At 65.0% G+C, this 20,070-nt stretch carries 18 protein-coding genes; 8 read left to right on the forward strand and 10 right to left on the reverse strand.

All coding sequences use genetic code 11. The features are described from left to right. Nucleotides 1-188 precede the first annotated feature (188 nt). A complete protein-coding gene (locus tag P9A16_RS09000) occupies nt 189-965 on the forward strand; it encodes a L,D-transpeptidase (RefSeq protein ID WP_023515072.1) in 777 nt (258 codons plus the stop codon). 165 nt (nt 966-1,130) lie between these two features. On the opposite strand, the gene purN is transcribed toward P9A16_RS09000, so the two are convergent. Both purN and purM read right to left on the reverse strand, forming a co-directional pair. Continuing rightward, complete coding sequence (gene purN, locus P9A16_RS09005; RefSeq protein WP_023515071.1) at nt 1,131-1,796, reverse strand: phosphoribosylglycinamide formyltransferase; 666 nt, start codon at nt 1,794-1,796, stop codon at nt 1,131-1,133. After that, nucleotides 1,793-2,866: a phosphoribosylformylglycinamidine cyclo-ligase gene (purM, locus tag P9A16_RS09010; protein ID WP_024270863.1), complete on the reverse strand. Its 1,074-nt coding sequence runs from the start codon at nt 2,864-2,866 to the stop codon at nt 1,793-1,795. Before purM ends, purN begins: the two co-directional genes overlap by 4 nt. A gap of 378 nt (nt 2,867-3,244) precedes the next feature. On the opposite strand from purM, the gene P9A16_RS09015 reads away from it, so the two are divergent. From P9A16_RS09015 to P9A16_RS09035, 5 genes are all read left to right on the forward strand, one after another. Next, nucleotides 3,245-4,363: an AI-2E family transporter gene (locus tag P9A16_RS09015; protein WP_023515515.1), complete on the forward strand. Its 1,119-nt coding sequence runs from the start codon at nt 3,245-3,247 to the stop codon at nt 4,361-4,363. 78 nt (nt 4,364-4,441) lie between these two features. Continuing rightward, nucleotides 4,442-5,137, forward strand: a complete 696-nt coding sequence (hdaA, locus tag P9A16_RS09020; RefSeq protein WP_037407974.1) for a DnaA regulatory inactivator HdaA — start codon at nt 4,442-4,444, stop codon at nt 5,135-5,137. Nucleotides 5,138-5,277: 140 nt separating this feature from the next. Continuing rightward, entirely contained in the window at nt 5,278-7,494 is a 2,217-nt protein-coding gene (locus P9A16_RS09025; RefSeq protein ID WP_024270861.1) for an RNA degradosome polyphosphate kinase, read from the forward strand. Nucleotides 7,495-7,505: 11 nt separating this feature from the next. Then, complete coding sequence (locus P9A16_RS09030) at nt 7,506-9,026, forward strand: Ppx/GppA family phosphatase (protein ID WP_023515251.1); 1,521 nt, start codon at nt 7,506-7,508, stop codon at nt 9,024-9,026. Between the two features lie 8 nt (nt 9,027-9,034). Beyond that, complete coding sequence (locus tag P9A16_RS09035) at nt 9,035-9,619, forward strand: DUF922 domain-containing Zn-dependent protease (protein ID WP_023515250.1); 585 nt, start codon at nt 9,035-9,037, stop codon at nt 9,617-9,619. Between the two features lie 44 nt (nt 9,620-9,663). On the opposite strand, the gene P9A16_RS09040 is transcribed toward P9A16_RS09035, so the two are convergent. Both P9A16_RS09040 and P9A16_RS09045 read right to left on the reverse strand, forming a co-directional pair. Beyond that, the gene (locus tag P9A16_RS09040) at nt 9,664-11,022 is read right to left on the reverse strand and encodes an esterase-like activity of phytase family protein (RefSeq protein ID WP_023515249.1); all 1,359 of its coding nucleotides are present in this window, start codon (nt 11,020-11,022) and stop codon (nt 9,664-9,666) included. Between the two features lie 107 nt (nt 11,023-11,129). Continuing rightward, the gene (locus P9A16_RS09045; protein ID WP_081870646.1) at nt 11,130-12,020 is read right to left on the reverse strand and encodes an AraC family transcriptional regulator; all 891 of its coding nucleotides are present in this window, start codon (nt 12,018-12,020) and stop codon (nt 11,130-11,132) included. Here P9A16_RS09045 and P9A16_RS09050 point away from each other — a divergent pair. Continuing rightward, nucleotides 12,019-12,426 (forward strand): DUF2000 family protein, encoded by a 408-nt coding sequence (locus tag P9A16_RS09050; RefSeq protein ID WP_023515247.1) that lies wholly within the window; start codon nt 12,019-12,021, stop codon nt 12,424-12,426. The genes P9A16_RS09045 and P9A16_RS09050 overlap by 2 nt on opposite strands. Nucleotides 12,427-12,529: 103 nt before the next feature. Here the strand turns inward: P9A16_RS09050 and rnd are convergent, their stop codons facing one another. The 6 genes from rnd to P9A16_RS09080 all read right to left on the reverse strand — a co-directional run bounded on the left by rnd (nt 12,530) and on the right by P9A16_RS09080 (nt 19,466). Continuing rightward, nucleotides 12,530-13,675: a ribonuclease D gene (gene rnd, locus P9A16_RS09055; protein WP_037407995.1), complete on the reverse strand. Its 1,146-nt coding sequence runs from the start codon at nt 13,673-13,675 to the stop codon at nt 12,530-12,532. 96 nt (nt 13,676-13,771) lie between these two features. Further along, on the reverse strand, nt 13,772-15,157 hold the full coding sequence (locus P9A16_RS09060; protein WP_023515245.1) for a multicopper oxidase family protein: 1,386 nt from the start codon (nt 15,155-15,157) through the stop codon (nt 13,772-13,774). Nucleotides 15,158-15,241: 84 nt separating this feature from the next. After that, entirely contained in the window at nt 15,242-16,477 is a 1,236-nt protein-coding gene (locus P9A16_RS09065; RefSeq protein ID WP_023515244.1) for an MFS transporter, read from the reverse strand. Between the two features lie 97 nt (nt 16,478-16,574). Beyond that, entirely contained in the window at nt 16,575-16,952 is a 378-nt protein-coding gene (locus P9A16_RS09070) for a response regulator (protein ID WP_023515243.1), read from the reverse strand. Between the two features lie 2 nt (nt 16,953-16,954). After that, nucleotides 16,955-18,874, reverse strand: coding sequence for a sensor histidine kinase (locus P9A16_RS09075; RefSeq protein WP_197032922.1), 1,920 nt, complete (start codon nt 18,872-18,874; stop codon nt 16,955-16,957). A 100-nt stretch (nt 18,875-18,974) separates the two neighbouring features. Further along, complete coding sequence (locus tag P9A16_RS09080) at nt 18,975-19,466, reverse strand: MarR family winged helix-turn-helix transcriptional regulator (RefSeq protein WP_023515241.1); 492 nt, start codon at nt 19,464-19,466, stop codon at nt 18,975-18,977. 114 nt (nt 19,467-19,580) lie between these two features. On the opposite strand from P9A16_RS09080, the gene P9A16_RS09085 reads away from it, so the two are divergent. Next, a complete protein-coding gene (locus P9A16_RS09085; protein ID WP_024270860.1) occupies nt 19,581-20,003 on the forward strand; it encodes an organic hydroperoxide resistance protein in 423 nt (140 codons plus the stop codon). Nucleotides 20,004-20,070 lie beyond the last annotated feature (67 nt).

Consider the following 20,070-nt stretch of genomic DNA (forward strand, 5'->3'; position numbering starts at 1 on the left):
AGCGTTCACAAACCGGGTCCGCCGTGGCCGGGCGGCGACAGCGCGGCGAAAAGCGGGCGCGCAAGCCTGAGGTCAGCCGCAACTGCCACAATTGCGGCAGGGTTATGGACCTAATTTGCCGCTTGTTAGTTAGTGATTCAGCCTCTCGCCCCATTCTACGTTTCCGCACAACGGATTTGACGATCTCCATGACCGACACCGCGCTCTCCCGCCGCCGTTTTCTGCAGTTCTCCGGCCTTGCCATGGCGACGGGGCTTGCGGGCTGCACATCCTCGATGAACACCGACCGGTTCCGCGAGGAGACACGGCCCTATTTCCGCAATCCCGCGCTCGAAGGCCGGCCGGAATATATCGACGGCAGGCAGCCGACCAGCATCTACGGCCAGACGCCGCCATCGGGCCTGTTGCCCGAATCCTCCCGGTACGCCGCGATCTACGCCCCGGTCTCCGACGGGGGTTATCAGGTGCCGGCGGTGCCCTACCAGCAGATCGACGCGCGTTATTACCGCCAGGAGGTCGAGAGCCCGTTCGGCGAGCGGCCGGGCACGATCATCGTCGATACGGGCAACCGCTTCCTCTACCTCATCCAGCCGAACGGCCGCGCCATGCGCTACGGCGTCGGCATCGGCCGGCAGGGTTTTTCCTGGTCGGGCCGCGGCGTTATCCAGTGGAAGCAGGCCTGGCCGAAATGGACGCCGCCGGACGAGATGGTCGCGCGCCAGCCGGAACTCGTCAAATACTCCGCCGCCAATGGCGGTATGCCCGGCGGCCTCAACAACCCGCTCGGCGCGCGCGCCCTCTACATCTTCCAGAACGGTGAGGACACGCTCTATCGCCTGCACGGTTCGCCGGAATGGAAATCCATCGGCAAGGCCGTGTCCTCCGGCTGCGTACGCATGCTCAACCAGGATGTGATGGATCTCTACGATCGCGTGAAGGGCAAGGCGCCGATCCTGGTGATCTGAGCGCAAACCGTTCCCCGCCAACCTCCTTCGTCATGGTCGGGCCTGACCCGACCATCCACACTCCGGTGCGGTGATGGATCTACGGGGCGAGCCCGAGGATGGCGCTGGTGGGTAGGGCAAGCCCGCCCGAATGAACGGGCAGGAGAAAGCAACCGCAGGACGGCGTTAAACCGCCGCCGGCGAGATCAGGTGCGCGCCGTCGATCTGCGGCAGGTCACCGGCGGAAACGGCCTTGCCGCCCTCCATGCGTACCTTGCCCTCGGCAACGAGCCGCAGCGCGAGCGGATAGCTGCGGTGCTCCACCGTCAGCACCCGTGCGGCGAGCGTGTCGGACGTGTCGCCCGGCAGCACCGGCACGGCGGCCTGTACGACGACCGGGCCTTCATCCATGCCTTCGGTCACGAAATGCACCGTGCAGCCGGCGACGCGCATGCCGGCGTCGATGGCGCGCTGGTGCGTGTGGAGGCCGGGGAAGAGCGGCAGCAGGGATGGGTGGATGTTGAGGATACGGCCTTCATACCGGTTGACGAAGGCGCCGGAGATGAGGCGCATGTAGCCGGCAAGGCAGATGAGATCGGGCGAGAGCGTCTCGAGCGCTTCCAGAATGGCGGCCTCGTGCGCGTCCTTGCTGGCATAGTCCTTGCGCAGGAAGGTGCGGGTCGCGATGCCCAGCGCCTCGGCCTTGGCCAGGCCGCCGGCCTCCGCCTTGTCGGAGAAGACGGCGACGATCTCGGCCGGGAAATCCGGGGCCTCCGCGGCCTTCGCCAGAGCCAGCATGTTGGAGCCGCCGCCCGAAATGAAGGCGACGACGCGCTTGCGGGATCCGCTCATAGGGCGAGCGTGCCCTTGTAGATCGTGCCGGCGGCGCCCTCGTCGCGCGCGACCATGCGGCCGAGACGGAAGGCGGTTTCACCCTCGCGGGCGAGGACAGCGATAACCGCGTCGGCCTTGTCGGCCGGAACGACGGCGATCATGCCGACGCCGCAGTTGAAGGTGCGCAGCATTTCCGTGGCCGCCACGCCGCCGGTTTTCGCCAGCCACGAGAACACGGCCGGCGCCTTGACGGCGGCAAGGTCGATCTCGGCGGCAAGGTGCTTCGGCAGCACGCGCGGAATGTTCTCCGGAAAACCGCCGCCGGTGATATGCGCCAGCGCCTTGATGGATCCGGTCTCGCGGATCGCTTTCAGGAGCGGCTTCACATAGATCTTCGTCGGCGTCAGCAGCGCCTCGCCGAGGCTCTTTGCGGTGTCGAACGGGGCGGGCGCATCCCAGGCGAGGCCCGAGAGCGTCACGATCTTGCGCACCAGCGAATAGCCGTTGGAATGCACGCCCGAGGAGGCGAGACCGAGGATGACGTCGCCTTCGGCGATGTCGCCCGAGGGCAGCAGCTCGCCACGCTCGGCCGCGCCGACGGCGAAGCCCGCGAGGTCATAGTCGCCATGCGAATACATGCCCGGCATTTCCGCCGTCTCGCCGCCGATGAGCGCGCAGCCGGCCTGCCGGCAGCCTTCGGCGATGCCTTCGACGATTGCGGCGCCCTGGTCGGGGTCGAGCTTGCCGGTGGCGAAATAGTCGAGGAAGAAGAGGGGTTCGGCGCCCTGGACGACAAGATCGTTGACGCACATGGCGACGAGGTCGATGCCGACCGTGTCGTGCCTGTCGGCGTCGATGGCGATCTTCAGCTTGGTGCCGACGCCGTCATTGGCGGCAACGAGGACCGGATCCTTGAACCCGGCGGCCTTGAGGTCGAACAGGCCGCCGAAGCCGCCGATCTCGCCATCCGCGCCCGGGCGGCGCGTCGAGCGCACGGCCGGCTTGATCTTCTCGACCATCAGGTTGCCCGCGTCGATGTCGACGCCCGCGTCGCTATAGGTCAGACCGTTCTTTTCCGACTGGCTCATGCTCACGTCTCCGGCTTGAGGCCCGCTTGAGGCTTGTCGCGCCCGATTGGCATGACGGGGGATGAAGTGCAAGCAGAATGCCGGGAATGCAGGGATTTTTTCACCGGTTTGCAGGGATGGCGGCGCTGCTTGCCCCTCACCCTAGCCCTCTCCCCGCAGGCGGGGAGAGCGGACCTGCCCCGCATGATGTGGAAATAGGGGAAAACGGCGCGGCACATTTCCTTCGCCCCGCTTGCGGGGAGAAGGCGGCCGGCAGGCCGGATGAAGGGAAAATTGAGGACAAACGCCATTCCCCCATCACCCCACCGAGCCTTGACCTTTCTCATGCCCGCATCCTATCTCCTCATGCATTGCGGCAAAACACGAGGAAGAAACGCGATGGCAGCCCATATCAGCGGTGCGGGACTGAAGCGGCAGGTGGTCTTCTGGCTCATCGCGCTCGCCTTCTTCCTCCTCTTCCTCCTCGTGTTCAGCGATATCCTGCTGCCCTTCATCGCCGGCATGGCGCTCGCCTATTTCCTCGATCCGGTCGCCGACCGGCTGGAGCGCTGGGGCCTCAGCCGGCTGATGGCGACGGTGGTCATCCTCGTCGCCTTCGTCATCCTCTTCGCGCTGTCGCTGATGATCGTCATCCCGCTGCTGGCCACGCAGGCGGCGGATTTCCTGGAGAAGCTGCCGGGCTACGTCACGCAGTTGCAGGAGCTGGTGGCGAGCTTCAATCCCGACCTGTTGCCCACCTGGATCAGCAGCCAGATGGGCACGATCAAGCAGAGCTTTTCCTCCATCCTCGCCGAAGGCGCGGGTTTCCTCGGCACGGTGTTCAAGCAGGTCTGGAACTCCGGCATGGCACTGGTCAACATCGTCTCGCTTCTGGTCATCACGCCCGTCGTTGCCTTCTATCTCCTGCTCGACTGGGACCGCATGATCGCCAAGGTGGACAGCTGGGTACCGCGCGACCACGTCGCCAACGTGCGTCAGATCGCGACCGAAATGGACGCGGCGATTGCCGGCTTCGTGCGCGGGCAGGGTTCTATCTGCATCATCCTTGGCCTGTTCTACGGCATTGGCCTGTCCTTTGCCGGCCTCAATTTCGGCCTGCTGATCGGCCTCTTCGCCGGCCTCATCAGCTTCATTCCCTATGTCGGCTCGCTGGTCGGCCTGGTGCTGGCGGTGGGGGTCGCCGTCGTGCAGTTCTGGCCGGACTACTGGATGGTGGTGCTCATCGCCGTCATCTTCTTCGCCGGCCAGTTCATCGAGGGCAACATCCTGCAGCCCAAGCTCGTCGGTTCACGCGTCGGCCTGCATCCGGTCTGGCTGATGTTCGCGCTGGTCGCCTTCGGCGCGCTCTTCGGCTTCGTCGGACTGATGATCGCGGTGCCGGCAGCTGCGGCCGTCGGCGTGCTTGTCCGCTTCGGCCTGCAGCGTTACCTTGACAGCGACCTTTACTACGGCGCGAGCAAACCCGTCCTGCTCGAAGAGAGCACGCCCGAGGGTTGACCGATGGCGCGGCTGCCCCAAGGGGAGCAGTCTTGCCCGGACTTGCGCCAGAACGAAGAGTTAGTACCGAGTAGCACCATGACATCGCGCAAGACCGCCGAACAATTGCCGCTGGCCTTCGGGCACGACCCCGCGACGGGGCGCGACGACCTTTTGCTCGCCGAGCCGGTCAACGCCGCCGTGGCGATGATCGACGCCTGGCCGCACTGGCCCTCGCCGGTCGTCGTCATCGCCGGCCCCGTCGGCTCGGGAAAATCGCATCTCGCGGCCATCTGGCGTGAGAAGGCGGGGGCCGAGATCATCGAGGCGAAGGCGGGCAGGGGCGCCGAGGCGGCGGCCGAGCGCGGGCCGGTGCTGATCGAGGACGCCGACCGGGCCGGTTTCGACGACCGCACGCTCTTCCACATCATCAACAATGTGCGCCAGAACGGCCATACGCTGATGATCACCAGCCGGCTCTGGCCGATGTCCTGGCCGGTCGAGCTGGCGGACCTGCGCTCGCGCCTGAAGGCCGCCACGGTGGTCGAGATCGGCGAGCCGGACGACGAACTGCTCTCGCAGGTCATCATAAAGCTCTTCGCCGACCGTCAGCTCTTCGTCGATGAAAGGCTTGTGGCCTATATCGTCGCCCGCATGGAACGCTCGCTGGAGGCCGCCCAGACGCTCGTCGAGCGCCTCGACCGGCTGGCGCTTGCCCGCGGCAGCCGGATCACCCGCACGCTGGCGCAGGAGGTGCTCGGCGACATGACCGGGGGCGAGGATTTCGCCGGCTAAACCGGCCTGCCGGATTGACTGTCACAGTTCCGTCGTCAAACTACGCTAAGCGGTTCGGGGAAAAGTGGAAATCGGTTTCCGTCCGAACCCGCGTGGCAAGCATGCGGCCGATCCGGCGGCAAAGTGGGGCGGACTCTCCAATGGATACAGCGACTTCGGAACATGCGCAGGAAAAGCCCGTCGAGCAGGTGCCGCCGCCGGAAGGCGCGACCGTCGATGTCGAAGCCTTGATGGCAAGCCCCGAACGCTTCATCAACCGTGAATTCTCCTGGCTGCAGTTCAATCGCCGCGTCCTCGAGGAAACGCTGAACACCGCCCATCCGCTGCTGGAGCGCGTGCGTTTCCTGTCGATCTCGGCGGGCAACCTCGACGAATTCTTCATGGTGCGTGTCGCCGGCCTCGAGGGCCAGGTGCGCCAGGGCGTCGGCATCCGCAGCCCCGACGGCAAGACTTCGGCCGAACAGCTCGATGACATCCTCAAGGAGATCGACAATCTCCAGATGGAGCAGCAGGCCTCGCTTGCCGTGCTCCAGCAGTATCTCGCCAAGGAAGACATCCTGATCGTGCGCCCGACCGGGCTGTCGAGCGACGACAAGGTCTGGCTGCAGCAGGAATTCACCCAGTCGATCTTCCCGGTTCTGACGCCGCTGTCGATCGACCCGGCCCATCCGTTCCCCTTCATCCCCAATCTGGGCTTCTCGATCGGCCTGCAGCTGGAAAGCACGACGGGCAAGGAGCCGATGACGGCGCTCCTGCGCCTGCCGGTCGCGCTCGACCGCTTCATCCGCCTGCCCGACGCCAAGGGCGCGATCCGCTACATCACGCTGGAGGACGCGGTCGGCCTCTTTATCGGAAGGCTCTTCCCCGGCTACATCGTGCGCGGCTCGGGCACCTTCCGCATCATCCGGGACAGCGATATCGAAGTGGAGGAAGAGGCCGAAGATCTCGTGCGCTTCTTCGAGACGGCGCTGAAGCGCCGCCGTCGCGGCTCGGTGATCCGCATCGAGACCGATTCGGAAATGCCCGAATCGCTGCGCCGCTTCGTCGTCGGCGAACTCAACGTGCCGGACAACCGTGTCGCCGTTCTGCCCGGCCTTCTTGCCCTCAACACGCTGTCGGAAATCGCCAAGGCGCCGCGCAACGACCTTCGGTTCGAGCCCTACAATGCCCGATTTCCCGAACGCGTCCGAGAGCACGCCGGAGACTGCTTCGCCGCCATCCGCGAAAAGGACATGGTCGTCCACCACCCCTACGAAAGCTTCGACGTGGTGGTCCAGTTCCTTCTCCAGGCTGCGCGCGATCCTGACGTTCTGGCGATAAAGCAGACGCTCTACCGCACCTCCAACGACAGCCCGATCGTGCGCGCGCTGATCGATGCCGCCGAGGCCGGCAAGTCGGTGACGGCGCTGGTGGAACTGAAGGCCCGCTTCGACGAGGAAGCCAACATCCGCTGGGCGCGCGATCTCGAACGCGCCGGCGTGCAGGTCGTCTTCGGTTTCATCGAACTGAAGACCCATTCCAAGATGTCGATGGTCGTGCGCCGCGAGGAGGGCAAGCTTCGTACCTATTGCCACCTCGGCACCGGCAACTACCATCCGATCACCGCGAAGATCTATACGGATCTTTCCTTCTTCACCTGTAACCCGACGATCGCCAACGACATGGCGAACATCTTCAACTTCATCACCGGCTACGGCGAGCCCGAAGCCGGCATGAAGCTCGCTTTCTCGCCCTATACGCTGCGCCCGCGCATTCTCCGCCATATCGAGGAGGAGATTGCGCATGCCAGGAACGGCGCTCCGGCGGCCATCTGGATGAAGATGAATTCACTGGTCGACCCCGACATCATCGACGCGCTCTATCGCGCGAGCCAGGCGGGCGTGGAGGTGGATCTCGTCGTGCGCGGCATCTGCTGCCTGCGCCCGCAGGTTCCCGGCCTTTCCGACAACATCCATGTCAAATCCATCGTCGGCCGCTTCCTCGAACATTCCCGCATCTTCTGCTTCGGCAACGGCCACGGGCTTCCCTCGGACAAGGCGCTGGTCTATATAAGCTCCGCGGACATGATGCCGCGAAACCTGGACCGGCGAGTCGAGACACTCGTGCCTTTGATCAACCGGACGGTGCATGAGCAGGTTCTCTCGCAGATCATGTTGGGCAATCTCATCGATAACCAGCAGAGCTACGAGATTCTTGCGGACGGAACGTCCCGGCGCATGGAAGTGCAGCCCGGTGCCGAGCCGTTCAACGCTCAGCACTACTTCATGACCAACCCCAGCCTGTCCGGCCGGGGTGAAGCTCTGAAGTCCTCGGCACCGAAGGCGATCGCGGGCTGGAAAGGCCGCCGTAAGAAGTAAACTGGATATGCATGGTTGAGTCTGAAGCCCAGGGGCGTTTGCCTGGAATTGCCCCGGTGTCAGTCGTGGATATCGGTTCGAACTCGATTCGCCTCGTGATCTACGAGGGCATGAGCCGTTCGCCGGCCATCCTGTTCAACGAGAAGGTGATGTGCGGCCTCGGCAAGGGTCTTGCCAAGACCGGCCGCATGGATCCGGCCAGCGTCGAGCGGGCGCTTGCCGCCCTTCATCGCTTCAAGGCGCTCTCCTGGCAGGCGCGCGCCTCCACCATGTTCGCGCTGGCGACCGCCGCGGCGCGCGAGGCGGAAAACGGTCCGGATTTCATCCACCAGGCGCAGCTCATCCTCGGCCAGAAGATCCGCGTCCTCACCGGCGAGGAAGAGGCCTATTTCTCCGCGCTCGGCATCGTCAGCGGTTTTCACGATCCCGACGGCATCGTCGGCGACCTTGGCGGCGGCTCGCTGGAGCTGGTCGACGTGGCGGGCGCCATGATCGGCCGCGGAATCACGCTGCCGCTTGGCGGCATCCGCCTCTCGGAAGCCTCCGGCGGCTCGACCGCCCAGGCCCGTATCGTCGCGCGCAAGTACCTGCGCACCGCCAACCTCCTGAAGAACGGCACCGGCCGCGCCTTCTATGCCGTCGGCGGCACCTGGCGCGCCATCGGCGCCCTGCACATGGAGGTGCAGAACTATCCGCTGCACATGATCCAGGGCTATGAGCTCGGCTTTGCCGATGCCATGGATTTCCTGACGGACATCGTGACGGCCAAGGATCAGAAGGACGCCGCCTATGCGGCGATCTCCAAGGGCCGCCGCAACCTGCTTCCCTTCGGCGCCGTCGCCCTGCAGGAGACGATCGCGCTGATGAAGCCCTCCCGGGTCTTCTTCTCCGCGCAGGGCGTGCGCGAAGGTTTTCTCTATTCGCTCTTGCCCGACCGGGAAAAGGGGCGCGATCCGCTGCTTGCCGCCGCCGGCGAGCTTGCCATCCTGCGCGCCCGCTCGCCGGAACATGCCCGCGAGCTTGCCGAATGGACCGGCCGCATGATGCCGTTCTTCGGCATCACCGAAACGGAGGAGGAGCGCCGCTACCGCGAGGCTGCCTGCCTGCTTGCCGATATCAGCTGGCGCGCCCATCCCGATTATCGCGGCCTGCAGGCGCTGAACCTCATCGCACACGGCACCTTCATCGGCATCACCCATCCGGGTCGCGCCTTCATCGCACTCACCAACTACTACCGCTTCGAAGGCCTGAACGACGATGCCGTCAGCAGTTCGCTGGCCGCGATCGCCACGCCCCGGCTGCGTGAGCTGGCGAAACTCGTCGGTGCCCTGCTGCGGATCGTTTACCCGTTCTCGGCCTCCATGCCCGGCGTCGTGCCGCACCTTTCCATCCGCAAGTCGAGCGCGCCGGATACCGACCTCGAATTCGTCGTGCCCGCCGATTTTTCCGAGCTTGCCGGCGAACGGCTCGACGGCCGCCTCCAGCAGCTTGCCAAGCTGACGGGCAGGAAGCTCGCCTTCCGGTTCCTGTGAGGCCTGCGATGAGAGCCCTGACCCTTCTTTCAGCCCTGTTCTTTGCCGCAAGCGCGGCTGCGCAGGAATGGCAGGCGGTCGAGCGCGTCGAGCCCTACAGCGTCGCGGGTTCGACGGGGCTCGAGATCTACCAGTCGATCGGCGCGCGCGGCCCGAAGCTCGGCGTTGCCCGCGTCATCGCCCATACCGGCTTCAAGCTTACCTGGACGCGCAAGTACGAGCGCCAGGGCAATGCCTGCACCATCACGGTCAACAAGCCGAAGCTTATTATCACCTATACGCTGCCCAAGCTGAAGACGAAGCTCTCCGAGCCGCTGAAGAGCCGCTGGGATACTTTCATTGCCGGCGTGACCGCCCATGAGAAGGTGCATGGGGATTTCATCAGGGACATGGTGAAGGAGATCGAGGCGGCGAGTGTCGGCATGACGGTCGAAAACGATCCCAATTGCCAGAAGATCCGCCCGCAGCTTCAGGCAAAGCTCGGCGAACTCTCCCAGGCCCAGCGCACCCGCAGCCGCGACTTCGACCAGGTCGAACTCAACGACGGTGGCAACGTCCACCAGCTCATCCTGCAACTGGTCGATCCGCGCTAGACATCAAGGGGAGCAGCGGCGCCCGGAGGCGCCGCCGCAGATGTTCACTCGGCCTTCAGCAGGTCGCCCGCTTCGATGAGCACGAACTCGTTGTCGTCGGCCTTGTCGAGGGCGCGGCCGGCGGAGAAGGGCAGGTTGTTGTCGTTGCCGACGATGATGTGGGTCTCGTCGATGCGGTCGACATTCTCGATCGTCAGGAACGGCATGTCGTAGAAGCCTTCGCCGCCGCCCTGGCGCTTCCTGTTGTCGGGGTCGGCGATCTTCAGGAGGTCGATATAGCCGATCTTGCGCACGGCCTTGCCGGCATTCTCGTCGGTCATGGCGATCTTGTAGATGCGCTTGACCTTCGAGGCGGTGGCAAAGCAGCCGGGCTTGGGGTCCTTGGCGTCGGCGCAGGCCTTGTCCGCAGTGCCGACGCCGTTGTCGCGTTCGATCACCAGCGCGGTCGTTTCGTCCAGCATGTTGAAGTCGCCGATCGCCTCGCCGCCCTCGGCGAGCGGATAGAGCCAGCTGCGGCCCGTCCACGCCCGGGAGGCGACGTCGAGCTCGATGATGCGCAGCGCAGGCCGTCCGTCTGCCTGCTCGACGCTCTCGCTGTCCACCCAGATCGGGCCTTCCAGGAGGCCGTAGAGCTTCGTGCCGTCCTTGGAGAGCGCCAGGCCCTCATAGCCGCCGGAACGCTTCAGGTTGAAGGCCGGCATCTTCTTGGTGGGATCGGCCTGCACGGCGAGCGTTGCATTGTCCGGCGAGGTGACCGGCTTGCCGTCCACTTCGGTGGCGATCACGTCAGTGAGCTTGCCGTCGAGGTCGAATTTCAGGATGTAGGGGCCGAATTCCTCGCCGACCCAGAAGCCGTCGGCAACCGGCTGGATGGATTCGACGTCGAAGTCGCCGCCAGTCAGATAGCGCTTTTCCGCGCCTTCCATGACGATCGGGAACGGCGCTTTTTTATCCGGGTCCGAGAGGAAGACGGTCTTGACCGGCTCCATCGTGCCCTTGTCCCAGTCGAAGCGCACATTGTGCAGCATCAGCATGGCGTCGGTGGAGTTCAGCTTGTTGCCGAAACCGTTGTCGGAAAGCGTCCAGAACGAGCCGTCCTCCATGGCCTTGATGCCGGAGAAACCCTGCATCGGCTGGCCGTCGAAGGGCAGCGACAGGCCGGTCTCGCGCACGCCGTCCTTGCCCATGACGGTGTCGAGCGCCTCGGTGCGCTTGCGGTCGGCGGTGGTGAACTTGCCCGAGGTCTTCAGATAGGTGGCGGCATCGGCCGGGGCGGCGATGATCGTGTTGGCCGGCAGGATCGCATGGGCCTTCAGCGTGGCCGGAAATTCCTTGTCGCTGGCCCCGGCGGCGGTTGCCATCAGGAGTGCGAGCGCGGCGGTCGAAAAAAGATGTCTGGTCATGAATATCCCCATCGGGTTGGCAAAACGAGGCCGTTGATAGGGGGCGCACATGACTGCTGCTTGACAGTTGCTTGTCGCTTTCGTGACGGTCCGGGGGATTTCTGGGATCAGATAGCGAGCGCCGCAAAGCGGCCGGGCGTCATGCCGAGCGCCTTCTTGAAGTGGCGGTTGAGATGCGCCTGGTCGGCAAAGCCGCTGGCAAAGGCGGCTTCGGCGATGCTTTCCCCCGCAGCGATCAGGGTTTTTGCCCGCTCCAGCCGGCGCATGACGAGATAACGGTGCGGGCTGGTGCCGAGCAGCTGGCGGAACTGCCGGGACAGCGCGAAGCGGTCCAGTCCGGTCACCTGTTCGAGCTCCCCGGAGTTCACCTGCCGGGAAAGGTTTTCCCTGAGGAAATCGCAGGCCCGGCGCACCTCCGGATGGGCGAGCCGGCCCATCTTCGCCTGCGGCGCGCCGGCATGGTCGAGCAGAAGGCCGGCGATTTCTCCCAGCAGCTCGTCGAGCTTCAGCGGTTCGATTGCCGCATCCATGCTGCCGATGGCGTCCAGCAGCAGGCCCGCCAGCTTCGGATCGTCAATGACGGGCGCGGCGACGAAGGGCAGCGTACGCCCGCGTGCGGCGGTCGCAGGCAGGAAACGCTCCGGCGGGATGTAGATCATGCGGTAGGTGAGGCCGTCCTCGGTGGCCGCGCCCCCGTCATGCATCTCGTCGGGATGCAGCACGATCACGTTGCCGGGCGGACTGAAGCGGGCCTCGCCGCGGTAGGAGAAGGTCTGGACGCCGGCCATGGTGACGCCGAGCGCATAGGTGTCGTGCCGGTGCGGCTCGAAGCCCTTGCCGTGGAAGCGCGCCTCGATGCGTTCGATGCCGGCGAGTTCCGGCGCCACGAGGATGCGGTCCCTTTCCGTGCACGAACGTTCAAGCGGGCCTTCGACCGCGCCTGCTATCGCATTGGCCGCGGAATGGTCCGCAGCCTCTTCCCGGGAGTATACCTGCATGTTCGATACCAAGTTCGCCATTGTCCTGCGCGAGGACCTGGAGGTCTGGCAGAAGCTGAACGTGACCGCCTTCCTGTCCGGCGGCGTCATCGGCCGGAAACCGGAGCTGATCGGCGAAGCTTATCGCGATGCGGCCGGCAATGTCTACAATGCGCTGAGCGTGCAGCCGGTCATCGTGTTGTCGGGGGACGGAACGACGCTGTCGAAGATCCATGCCCGGGCGCTGGAACGCGACGTCCCGGCCTCCGTCTATATCGAGGAAATGTTTGCGACCGGCCACGACGCCGCCAACCGCGCCGTCTTTTCAGAATTTGGGCCCGCCGACGCCAAGGTCGTCGGCATCGCGGTGCACGCCGACAAGAAGACGGTCGACCGCATCACCAAGGGAGCGAAGCTGCACGCCTGACTGGGGCATTTCCGGCGAACTCCGGTTCACCGGAAATGTCCTGGATTCTTGTTTTTACCGCATTGTCCGACGCCGAAGCGATCTCGCTTCGGCTGGAAATGCGCTAAAGCGCGACCGCCTCGATCTTCTTGTCGACGAAGCGCAGTGCCACCTTGCCGGTGATGAGGTTGAGGGCTGTTTCGCCGAAGAGCTCGCGGCGCCAGCCGGAGAGGGCGGCGACCTCGGCCTTCTCGCCGTCGACGGCGATCTTTTCCAGATCGTCGCTGTTGGCGATGATCTTGGCGGCGACGCCTTCCTTCTCCGAGACGATCTTCAGGAGCACCTTCAGCATTTCGCTGGCCGCGGCAGCCCCCTCCGGCACGTGGGCCTGTCGGGGCAGGCGCGGCAGGTCGGTCTTCGGAATGGCGAGCGCCTCGTTGATGGCCTCCAGCAGGGCGGCACCCGATTGCGAGCGCTCCCAGCCCTTGGGAATGGTGCGCAGGCGCGCCAGCGCCTCGGCATCGGCCGGCTGCTGCTGGGCGATCTCGTAGATCGTGTCGTCCTTCAGGATGCGCGACCGCGGCACGTTGCGGCCGCGCGCCTCGCGCTCGCGCCAGGCGGCGACCTTCTGCAGCACGGCCAGCTCGATCGGCTTCTTGACGCGCATCTTCAGCCGCTTCCAGGCGTCGTCCGGATGCAGGTCGTAGGTCTCGCGCGATTCCAGGACCGCCATTTCCTCGGTCAGCCACAGCGAGCGGCCGGCGGCCTCCAGCTTCTCCTTGAGCGCGAGATAGACGTCGCGCAGGTGCGTCACGTCGGCCAGCGCATATTCGAGCTGCTTTTCGGTGAGCGGCCGGCGGCTCCAGTCGGTGAAGCGCGAGGACTTGTCGATATGCACGCTTTTGATCTTCTGGACGAGCTGGTCGTAGGACACGCTGTCGCCGAAGCCGCAGACCATGGCGGCAACCTGCGTGTCGAAGATCGGGTGCGGAATGAGGTCGCCGCGGTTGACGATGATCTCGATGTCCTGCCGGGCGGCATGGAACACCTTCAGCACCGCCGGGTTCGCCATCAGGGCGAAGAAGGGGGCGAGGTCGAGACCCTTGGCCAGCGGATCGACGATCACCTCGATCTCGGGTCCCGCCAGCTGGATCAGGCAGAGTTCCGGCCAGAAGGTGGTTTCCCGCAGGAACTCCGTGTCGATGGTCAGATACTCGGACCGGGCGAGTGTCTCACAGGCTTCGGCAAGGGCTGCGGTGGTCTCGATGATCTGCATAGCGGCTCGGGCGGACTTTCTCGTTCTTGGATCGGGCAGCTTTAGACGTTCCACGGTTTTGCCACAATCGAAAACTTGGCCCTCCGGATGTCAGGTCACCCGCACATAGCTCGTCATGCCGGTCTTCTGGTGCTCGATGATGTGGCAATGAAACACCCAGTCGCCCGGATTGTCGGCGACGAGGGCGAGCTGCACCTTCTCGTCCGGCAGGATAAGGTAGGTGTCGGAAAAATGCGGGCGGATCGCCTGCTTGTTGGAATTCATCGGCCGGAAGACGAGGCCGTGCAGGTGGAGGGGATGGACCTGCGGCGTCGGGTTCTCGACATTGAAGATATAGGTCCGGCCCGCCTTCATCTCGGCGAGCGGGGCGGTCGGGTCGCCCGTGTCGTCCGCCCACGGCACCTTGTTGATGGCCCAGAAATTGTAGCCGAGCGAGCCGCAGATGCCGTCCTTCGGCCGCTCCTCCGCCGAGGCGCTGAGGATGAAGGGGATTTCGGTGGCGGCGGAAAGGTCCGGCTCGGGCAGCGGATTTTGCGAAAGCAACGGCAGGTCGCGTGCGTCGCGCTTCAGCGAGGCGCCGGTGGCGCGGAAGGTGGCGAGCGTCGCCGGCTTCGTGCCGCGCAGGTCCTTCAGCGCCGCGACGGCGCCTTCCATGTCGGGCATGCGCAGCGCGAGATCGAGCCGCTGGCCGGGGCCGATCAGCAGATGGTCGAGCGCAAAGCGCGTCGCCGCCGGATTGCCGTCGAGGGCGATGACCGTGGCCTCCGCGCCTTCCACCTGCAGCGCAAGGATGCGGGTGACGTCGGTCGCGGCAAGGCGCAGGCGCACGAGGCCGCCGGCCGGCGCGTCATATTGCGGCGACTGCCGCCAGTTGGCGGTGCGCACCGTGCCGAAGGTGCCGGCCCGGGCGGCATCGCGCGGCTTGAACTGGGCGATGAACTGGCCGTCGCCGCCGAGCCGCCAGTCGCGCAGGTTGAGCACGATCTCGGCGTCGAAGAGCGGATCTGCCGGGTCCTCCACCACGATGAGCCCGGCAAGGCCGCGGCCCATCTGTTCCAGCGTGTTGCAGTGGGGATGGTACCAGAAGGTGCCGGCATCGGGCGGGGTGAAGGCATAGTCGAACCCGTCGCCGCCATAGACATAGGGCTGGGTCAGGAAGGGCACGCCGTCCATCTTGTTGTCGATGCGAAGCCCGTGCCAGTGGATCGTCGTCGGCTCGTCGAGCCTGTTGTCGAGGCGCAGCGCAAAGGCTTCGCCGCGCCGCATGCGCAGCACCGGTGGAATCTCGGCATCGCCATAGGTCATGACGCCCCTGGTCGGGCCCTTGCCGGTGAGCATCGCCTCGCCGGGACGGGCGACGAGCGTTGTCGACGCCGCCGCCTTCGCCAGCCCGCCATAGCGGCCGGCCAGCCCGACGCCGCTGGCATAGGCCCCGGCGACGAGTGCGCCCTTCATCAGCGTGCGGCGTGTCAGCATGGCAGTCCCTCCGGTGCGTCCCTTGCTTCTAAACCTGAGGGCATGGCTCAGCAATAAGTGCCGCTCGACCACATTGCCGCAGGCTCAGGGCTCGCCGTTGCGGTCCTTGTCGGCGAGCTTGTTGAAGAAGAAGGAGGTGCGCAGGAGGTTGCGGAAGCGGCTGCGCCGCGCGCCGGCGGGCACGGCCGGGCGGGCGCTCATGCGCAGCGCCGTATAGGCCATGAAGGCGACGAGGACGACGGCGGTGTAGAGGAACAGCGCCTGCGGGCCGAAGAACTGCAGCAGAACCGAGGCGAAGAGCGGGCCGATGATCGCCCCGCAGGACCAGAAGAACAGCATGCCGGCGGAAACCAGCGCATGTTCGCCTTCGCCCGCATGATCGTTGGCATGGGCGGAGCAGAGCGAATAGAGCGGCATGGCGAAGGCGCCGAAGACGAAGATGCCGACAAGGTTCTTCAGTTCGTCGCCGCCGGCGAAGATGGCGAGGTAGAGCGCGGCAAGCGCCGAGCCGAAGGTGGCGATGAGGATGATCAGGCGCCGGTCGAGCCGGTCGGAATAGAGGCCGAGCGGATATTGCAGCACCACGCCGCCGACGATGCCGGCGCTCATGAAGCTGGCGATCGCCGTCACCGTCAGGCCGATGTCGTGGGCGTAGATCGGCCCGAGATTGCGGAAGGCCGCATTGGTGAGGCCGACGACGATGCAGCCGACGGTCGCCAGCGGCGAGATGTTCCAGAGCTTCTTGACGTCGAAGCGGATCGCCTCGGGCACCGTCGGGCTGGAGCGGTCGGCAAGCGAGATCGGCACCAGCGACAGCGACAGCGACATGGCGACGATGGCGAAGAGCTCGAAGCCGCCGATGCCGATGCCCGGGATGAGATACTGTGCCGCCGTCACGGAGCCGAGGTCGACGAGGCGGTAGATCGAGAGGGTGCGCGCCCGGTTGGCATTGGTGACGGCGGCGTTCAGCCAGCTCTCAACGGTGGCGAAGAGGCTGGCGAAACAGATGCCGGCGACGAGCCGCATGGCGAACCAGAAGATCGGGTCGACGACCAGGAGCATGGCGATCGCCGAGGCAGAGGCGATGGCCGCCATGGCGGAGAAGGTGCGGATATGGCCGATGGCGCGCAGGACGCGCGTCACATAGATGCAGCCGATGGCAAACCCGATGGAATAGCCTGCGCCGACGAAGCCGATGACCGAGGTGGAAAAGCCTTCCTGCGAGGCGCGCAGCGCGATGAACGTACCCTGCAGCCCGTTCCCTCCGATCAGGATGCCTGCGGTGACGAGAAGGGGAATCAGGGGGCGAATCGTGGACATGCGGCCACTATGGCGAAGGATTTCCTGAATGGGAGAGGGAAAGCGGGGCGGGCGCGGAAATTGTATGCAATCCGGACCGGCGCCCCTCCCGCCGGCGCTATTCGTCGAGCAGTTCCGCCATGATGCGCAGGTGATCGGCCTGCAGGGGTTTTTCGAAATAGCTTTTCACGAAGCTGTATTGCATCGCCCGTTCGCGGTCCTTGCCGAGATGGGAGCTCGTCAGCATGGCGACGACGGGGGCGTGCACCTCGAATTCCTCGGCATAGCGATCGAGGAATTCGAAGCCGTTCATGACGGGCATGTTGATGTCGAGGATGATGGCGTTGGGCGTCTCGCGGTGCAGGATGTCGAGCGCCTCCGCACCGTCGAACGCCTTCAGGATGCGGATCGACGGATCGTATTTGCGGATGGTGTATTCACAGATGAACTGGTCGTTCTCATCGTCATCGACGATCAGGATCGATTGGATATTCATGCTCAGTCCCCGTCGGGCAGTTCTATGATGAACCGGCTGCCCTTATCTCTAGCTTCATAGAGCGCCGTGCCGCCGAGGGCTTCCGTGCTCTTTCTCAATATGTAGAGGCCGAGCCCGCTGCCGAAGGATCGGTTCGGGTGTAGCCGTTTGAACATCTTGAACAACAAATGGCGGCTTGCGGGCGGAACGCCCAGGCCGTTGTCTTCCACCGACAGCCGCAGCTTGCCGGCATAGCGGAAGGCGCGGATGTCGATCGCCGGCTCGGCTTCCTTCGGGTCGTGATACTTGACCGCGTTGGAGAGCATGTTGCCGACGATGACCTGGAATTTCGACGGCTTGCTTAGGATTGTCAATTCCGCCGGCACATGATTTTCGATGCGGATCCGCTTGGAATCCTCAAGATGCGACAGCGCGTCGATCGCCTCGGACACGAGCGCCCGCAGCGCGATGGGCCGCTCTTCCTCCTCCATCAGCCGGTTGCGGGTGATGGTGATGATGTTCTGGATCAGGTGGTCGAGCCGGCGGAAATTCTTCTCCATGCGCTGCAACGTCTGGCCGAGCGCCGTGATCTCGCCTTCCGCCAGCATGTCCCTGGAAATGGTGAGCAGGCCGAGCGAGGAGGCGATCGGCGAGCGCAGGTCGTGCGAGGTACGGTAGGCGAACTCCTCCAGTTCGGCATTGGCCTCGATCAGCGCCTGCTCGCTCGCCTTGCGCTCGGAAATGTCGCGCACGATGCCGCTGTAGATGACCGCGCCGTCGAGCTCCAGCTTGGCGACGGCAAGGTCGAGCGGGAAAATGCTGCCGTCCTTGCGCCGGCCCTCCACCTCGCGGCCGATGCCGATGATCTTCGCCTCGCCGCTGTGGTTGTAGTTGGAAATGTAGCGGTCGTGCTCGCCGTGATAGGGCTCGGGCATCAGCATCTTGACGTTGCGCCCCATCATCTCCTCCGGCGAAAAGCCGAAGATGCGCGTGCAGGCCGGGTTGGCCGAGAGGATGAGGCCGCGGTCGTCGATGGTGATGATGCCGTCCACCGCGTTGTCGATGATGGCCGTGAGCCGGGCGCGGCTTTCTGCGAGATCCGCTGCCATGCGCCGCGCACGGCGGGACGAGAAATAGAGGTGCGCGACGAGGGCGCCGTAGAGAAGGCCGGAGATCAGCACCAGCGAGGAGAGCGTCGCGCGGGCATTCGTGCCGTCGCCCGAGAAGGTGATGCCGAACGAGGCCTCGTAGCGCTCCAGCTCGTAATAGGCCATGCCGAGCAGGAGAAGGTAGGTGGCAAGGCCGAGCACGCCGGCAAGCGTCAACCGGTCCTGGCCGGTCTCTTCCGTGCCCACGAAGATGAGCGCGACGCTGACGGCGACGAAGCAGCTCCCGCTCTGGAAGGACATGCGCGTGAAGCGCACCCAGTCATGGGCGAAGTCCAGCGAGATCGCGTAGCCGATCAGGGCGGCCGCCGCGATGATGAAGGTGACGAAGCCGAGCGCTATCTGCATCAAGCTGTTGCGGCCGGACAGGGCCCGCAGCGCCAGAGCCAGGCTGACCAGCATCAGGCAGAGCGCCGTGTTGGGGGCGATCCGCCCCGGCAGGCTGGTGCCGATATCGACGAACGGCGTGTGCAGCAGCGTGTCGATGCCCGCATCGATGCCGAAGACATGCTGGGAGAGGGCCAGTGCGCCGTAGAGGAAGACCGGCAGCATCATCAGTGCCGGCAGGCGCGCGAGGCCGCGTGTGGAAAGAAGGAGCGCGAGCCCGACGATGGCGAAGGCGAGGGCCGCATTGAACTTCATGCCGAACAGGTAGGGATGGCGCTTCGCCAGGTCGATGGGCTCCACAAGCCAGATCGCCACCATGACGGTGCCCACGACGATGCACCAAAGGCCCGCCGCGACGTTCGCCCTTTGCCAGGACCATGCAGAATTCAAGAGTGCCCCCATCGCGGTTCGACCGCCGCGCGCACTCTAGCGTGAAGGTTGCATCGCGAACAGGTGCCGTAGGGGAAGGATACGGTAAAATCTCCGCCGGTCAGGCGGCATCGTCCCGCGTCGTGCCGGTGTCGAGCTGCCCGGTGAGGGTTTGCAGATCCGCGGTCAGGGCCTGCAGGGCCTCGACCGAACAGCCCGTCGCCTTGCCGATCTGCATGCGGATCGCCACGGCCTCGCGCTTCATCGCATGGCCCTTGTCGGTGAGGGTGATGAGGACCTGACGCTCGTCGCTCCGGTCGCGGGCACGGTGGATGTAGCCGGCTGCCTCCAGCCGCTTGAGGAGAGGGGAAAGCGTGCCGGAATCAAGGCCGAGTGTCGTGCCCAGCGCCTTCACCGTGCGCCCGTCCTCCTCCCACAGCGTCATCAGCACGATATATTGCGGATAGGTGAGGCCATAGGGATCGAGCAGCGGCTTGTAGGTGCGGTTCAGCGCATGGGCGGCCGAATAGACGGCGAAACAGAGCTGCTGGTCGAGGGCCAGCATACCCGCGGGGATATCGTCCGTCTCAGCTTCGTCACGTTTGTCGGTCATGGTGCCATTGTCGCACAAACGGCCAAAATTGCAATTTGCAAAATCATATTGCGCGCAATCTAATTTTGCGCTATCTAGATTTCATCAGCAACGAAACCCGGAAGGAGACATCCCATGCCCATTCTCTACAGAACCAAGGCTTCTGCAACCGGCGGCCGCGCCGGCCATGGCGCAACCGAAGACGGCACCGTCGACGTCACGCTCACCCTGCCGAAGGAACTCGGTGGTGACGGCGCGGCCGGCGCCAACCCGGAAAAGCTCTTCGCTGTCGGTTATTCCGCCTGCTTCCTCGGCGCGCTGAAGTTCGTCGCCGGCAAGGAAAAGGTAAAGATCCCCGATGACGCCAAGGTCACGGCGACTGTCGGCATCGGCCCGCGCGAAGATGGCGGCGGTTTCGGCCTCGAAGCTGCGCTCGAAGTCTCCGTGCCCGGCGTCGACAAGGCCGTGGTCGAGGACCTCGCCAAGAAGGCCCATGTCGTGTGCCCCTACAGCCACGCCACCCGCGGCAATCTGGACGTCAAGACCACCGTCGTCTGATCGGCTTGTGAGCCAAACGAAAAAGGCCGCCCGGAACATGTCCCGGGCGGCCTTTTTGTGTCCTTGG

Origin of the sequence: Shinella sp. 838 (assembly GCF_029623935.1) — a bacterium.
Taxonomy (GTDB): Bacteria; Pseudomonadota; Alphaproteobacteria; order Rhizobiales; family Rhizobiaceae; genus Shinella.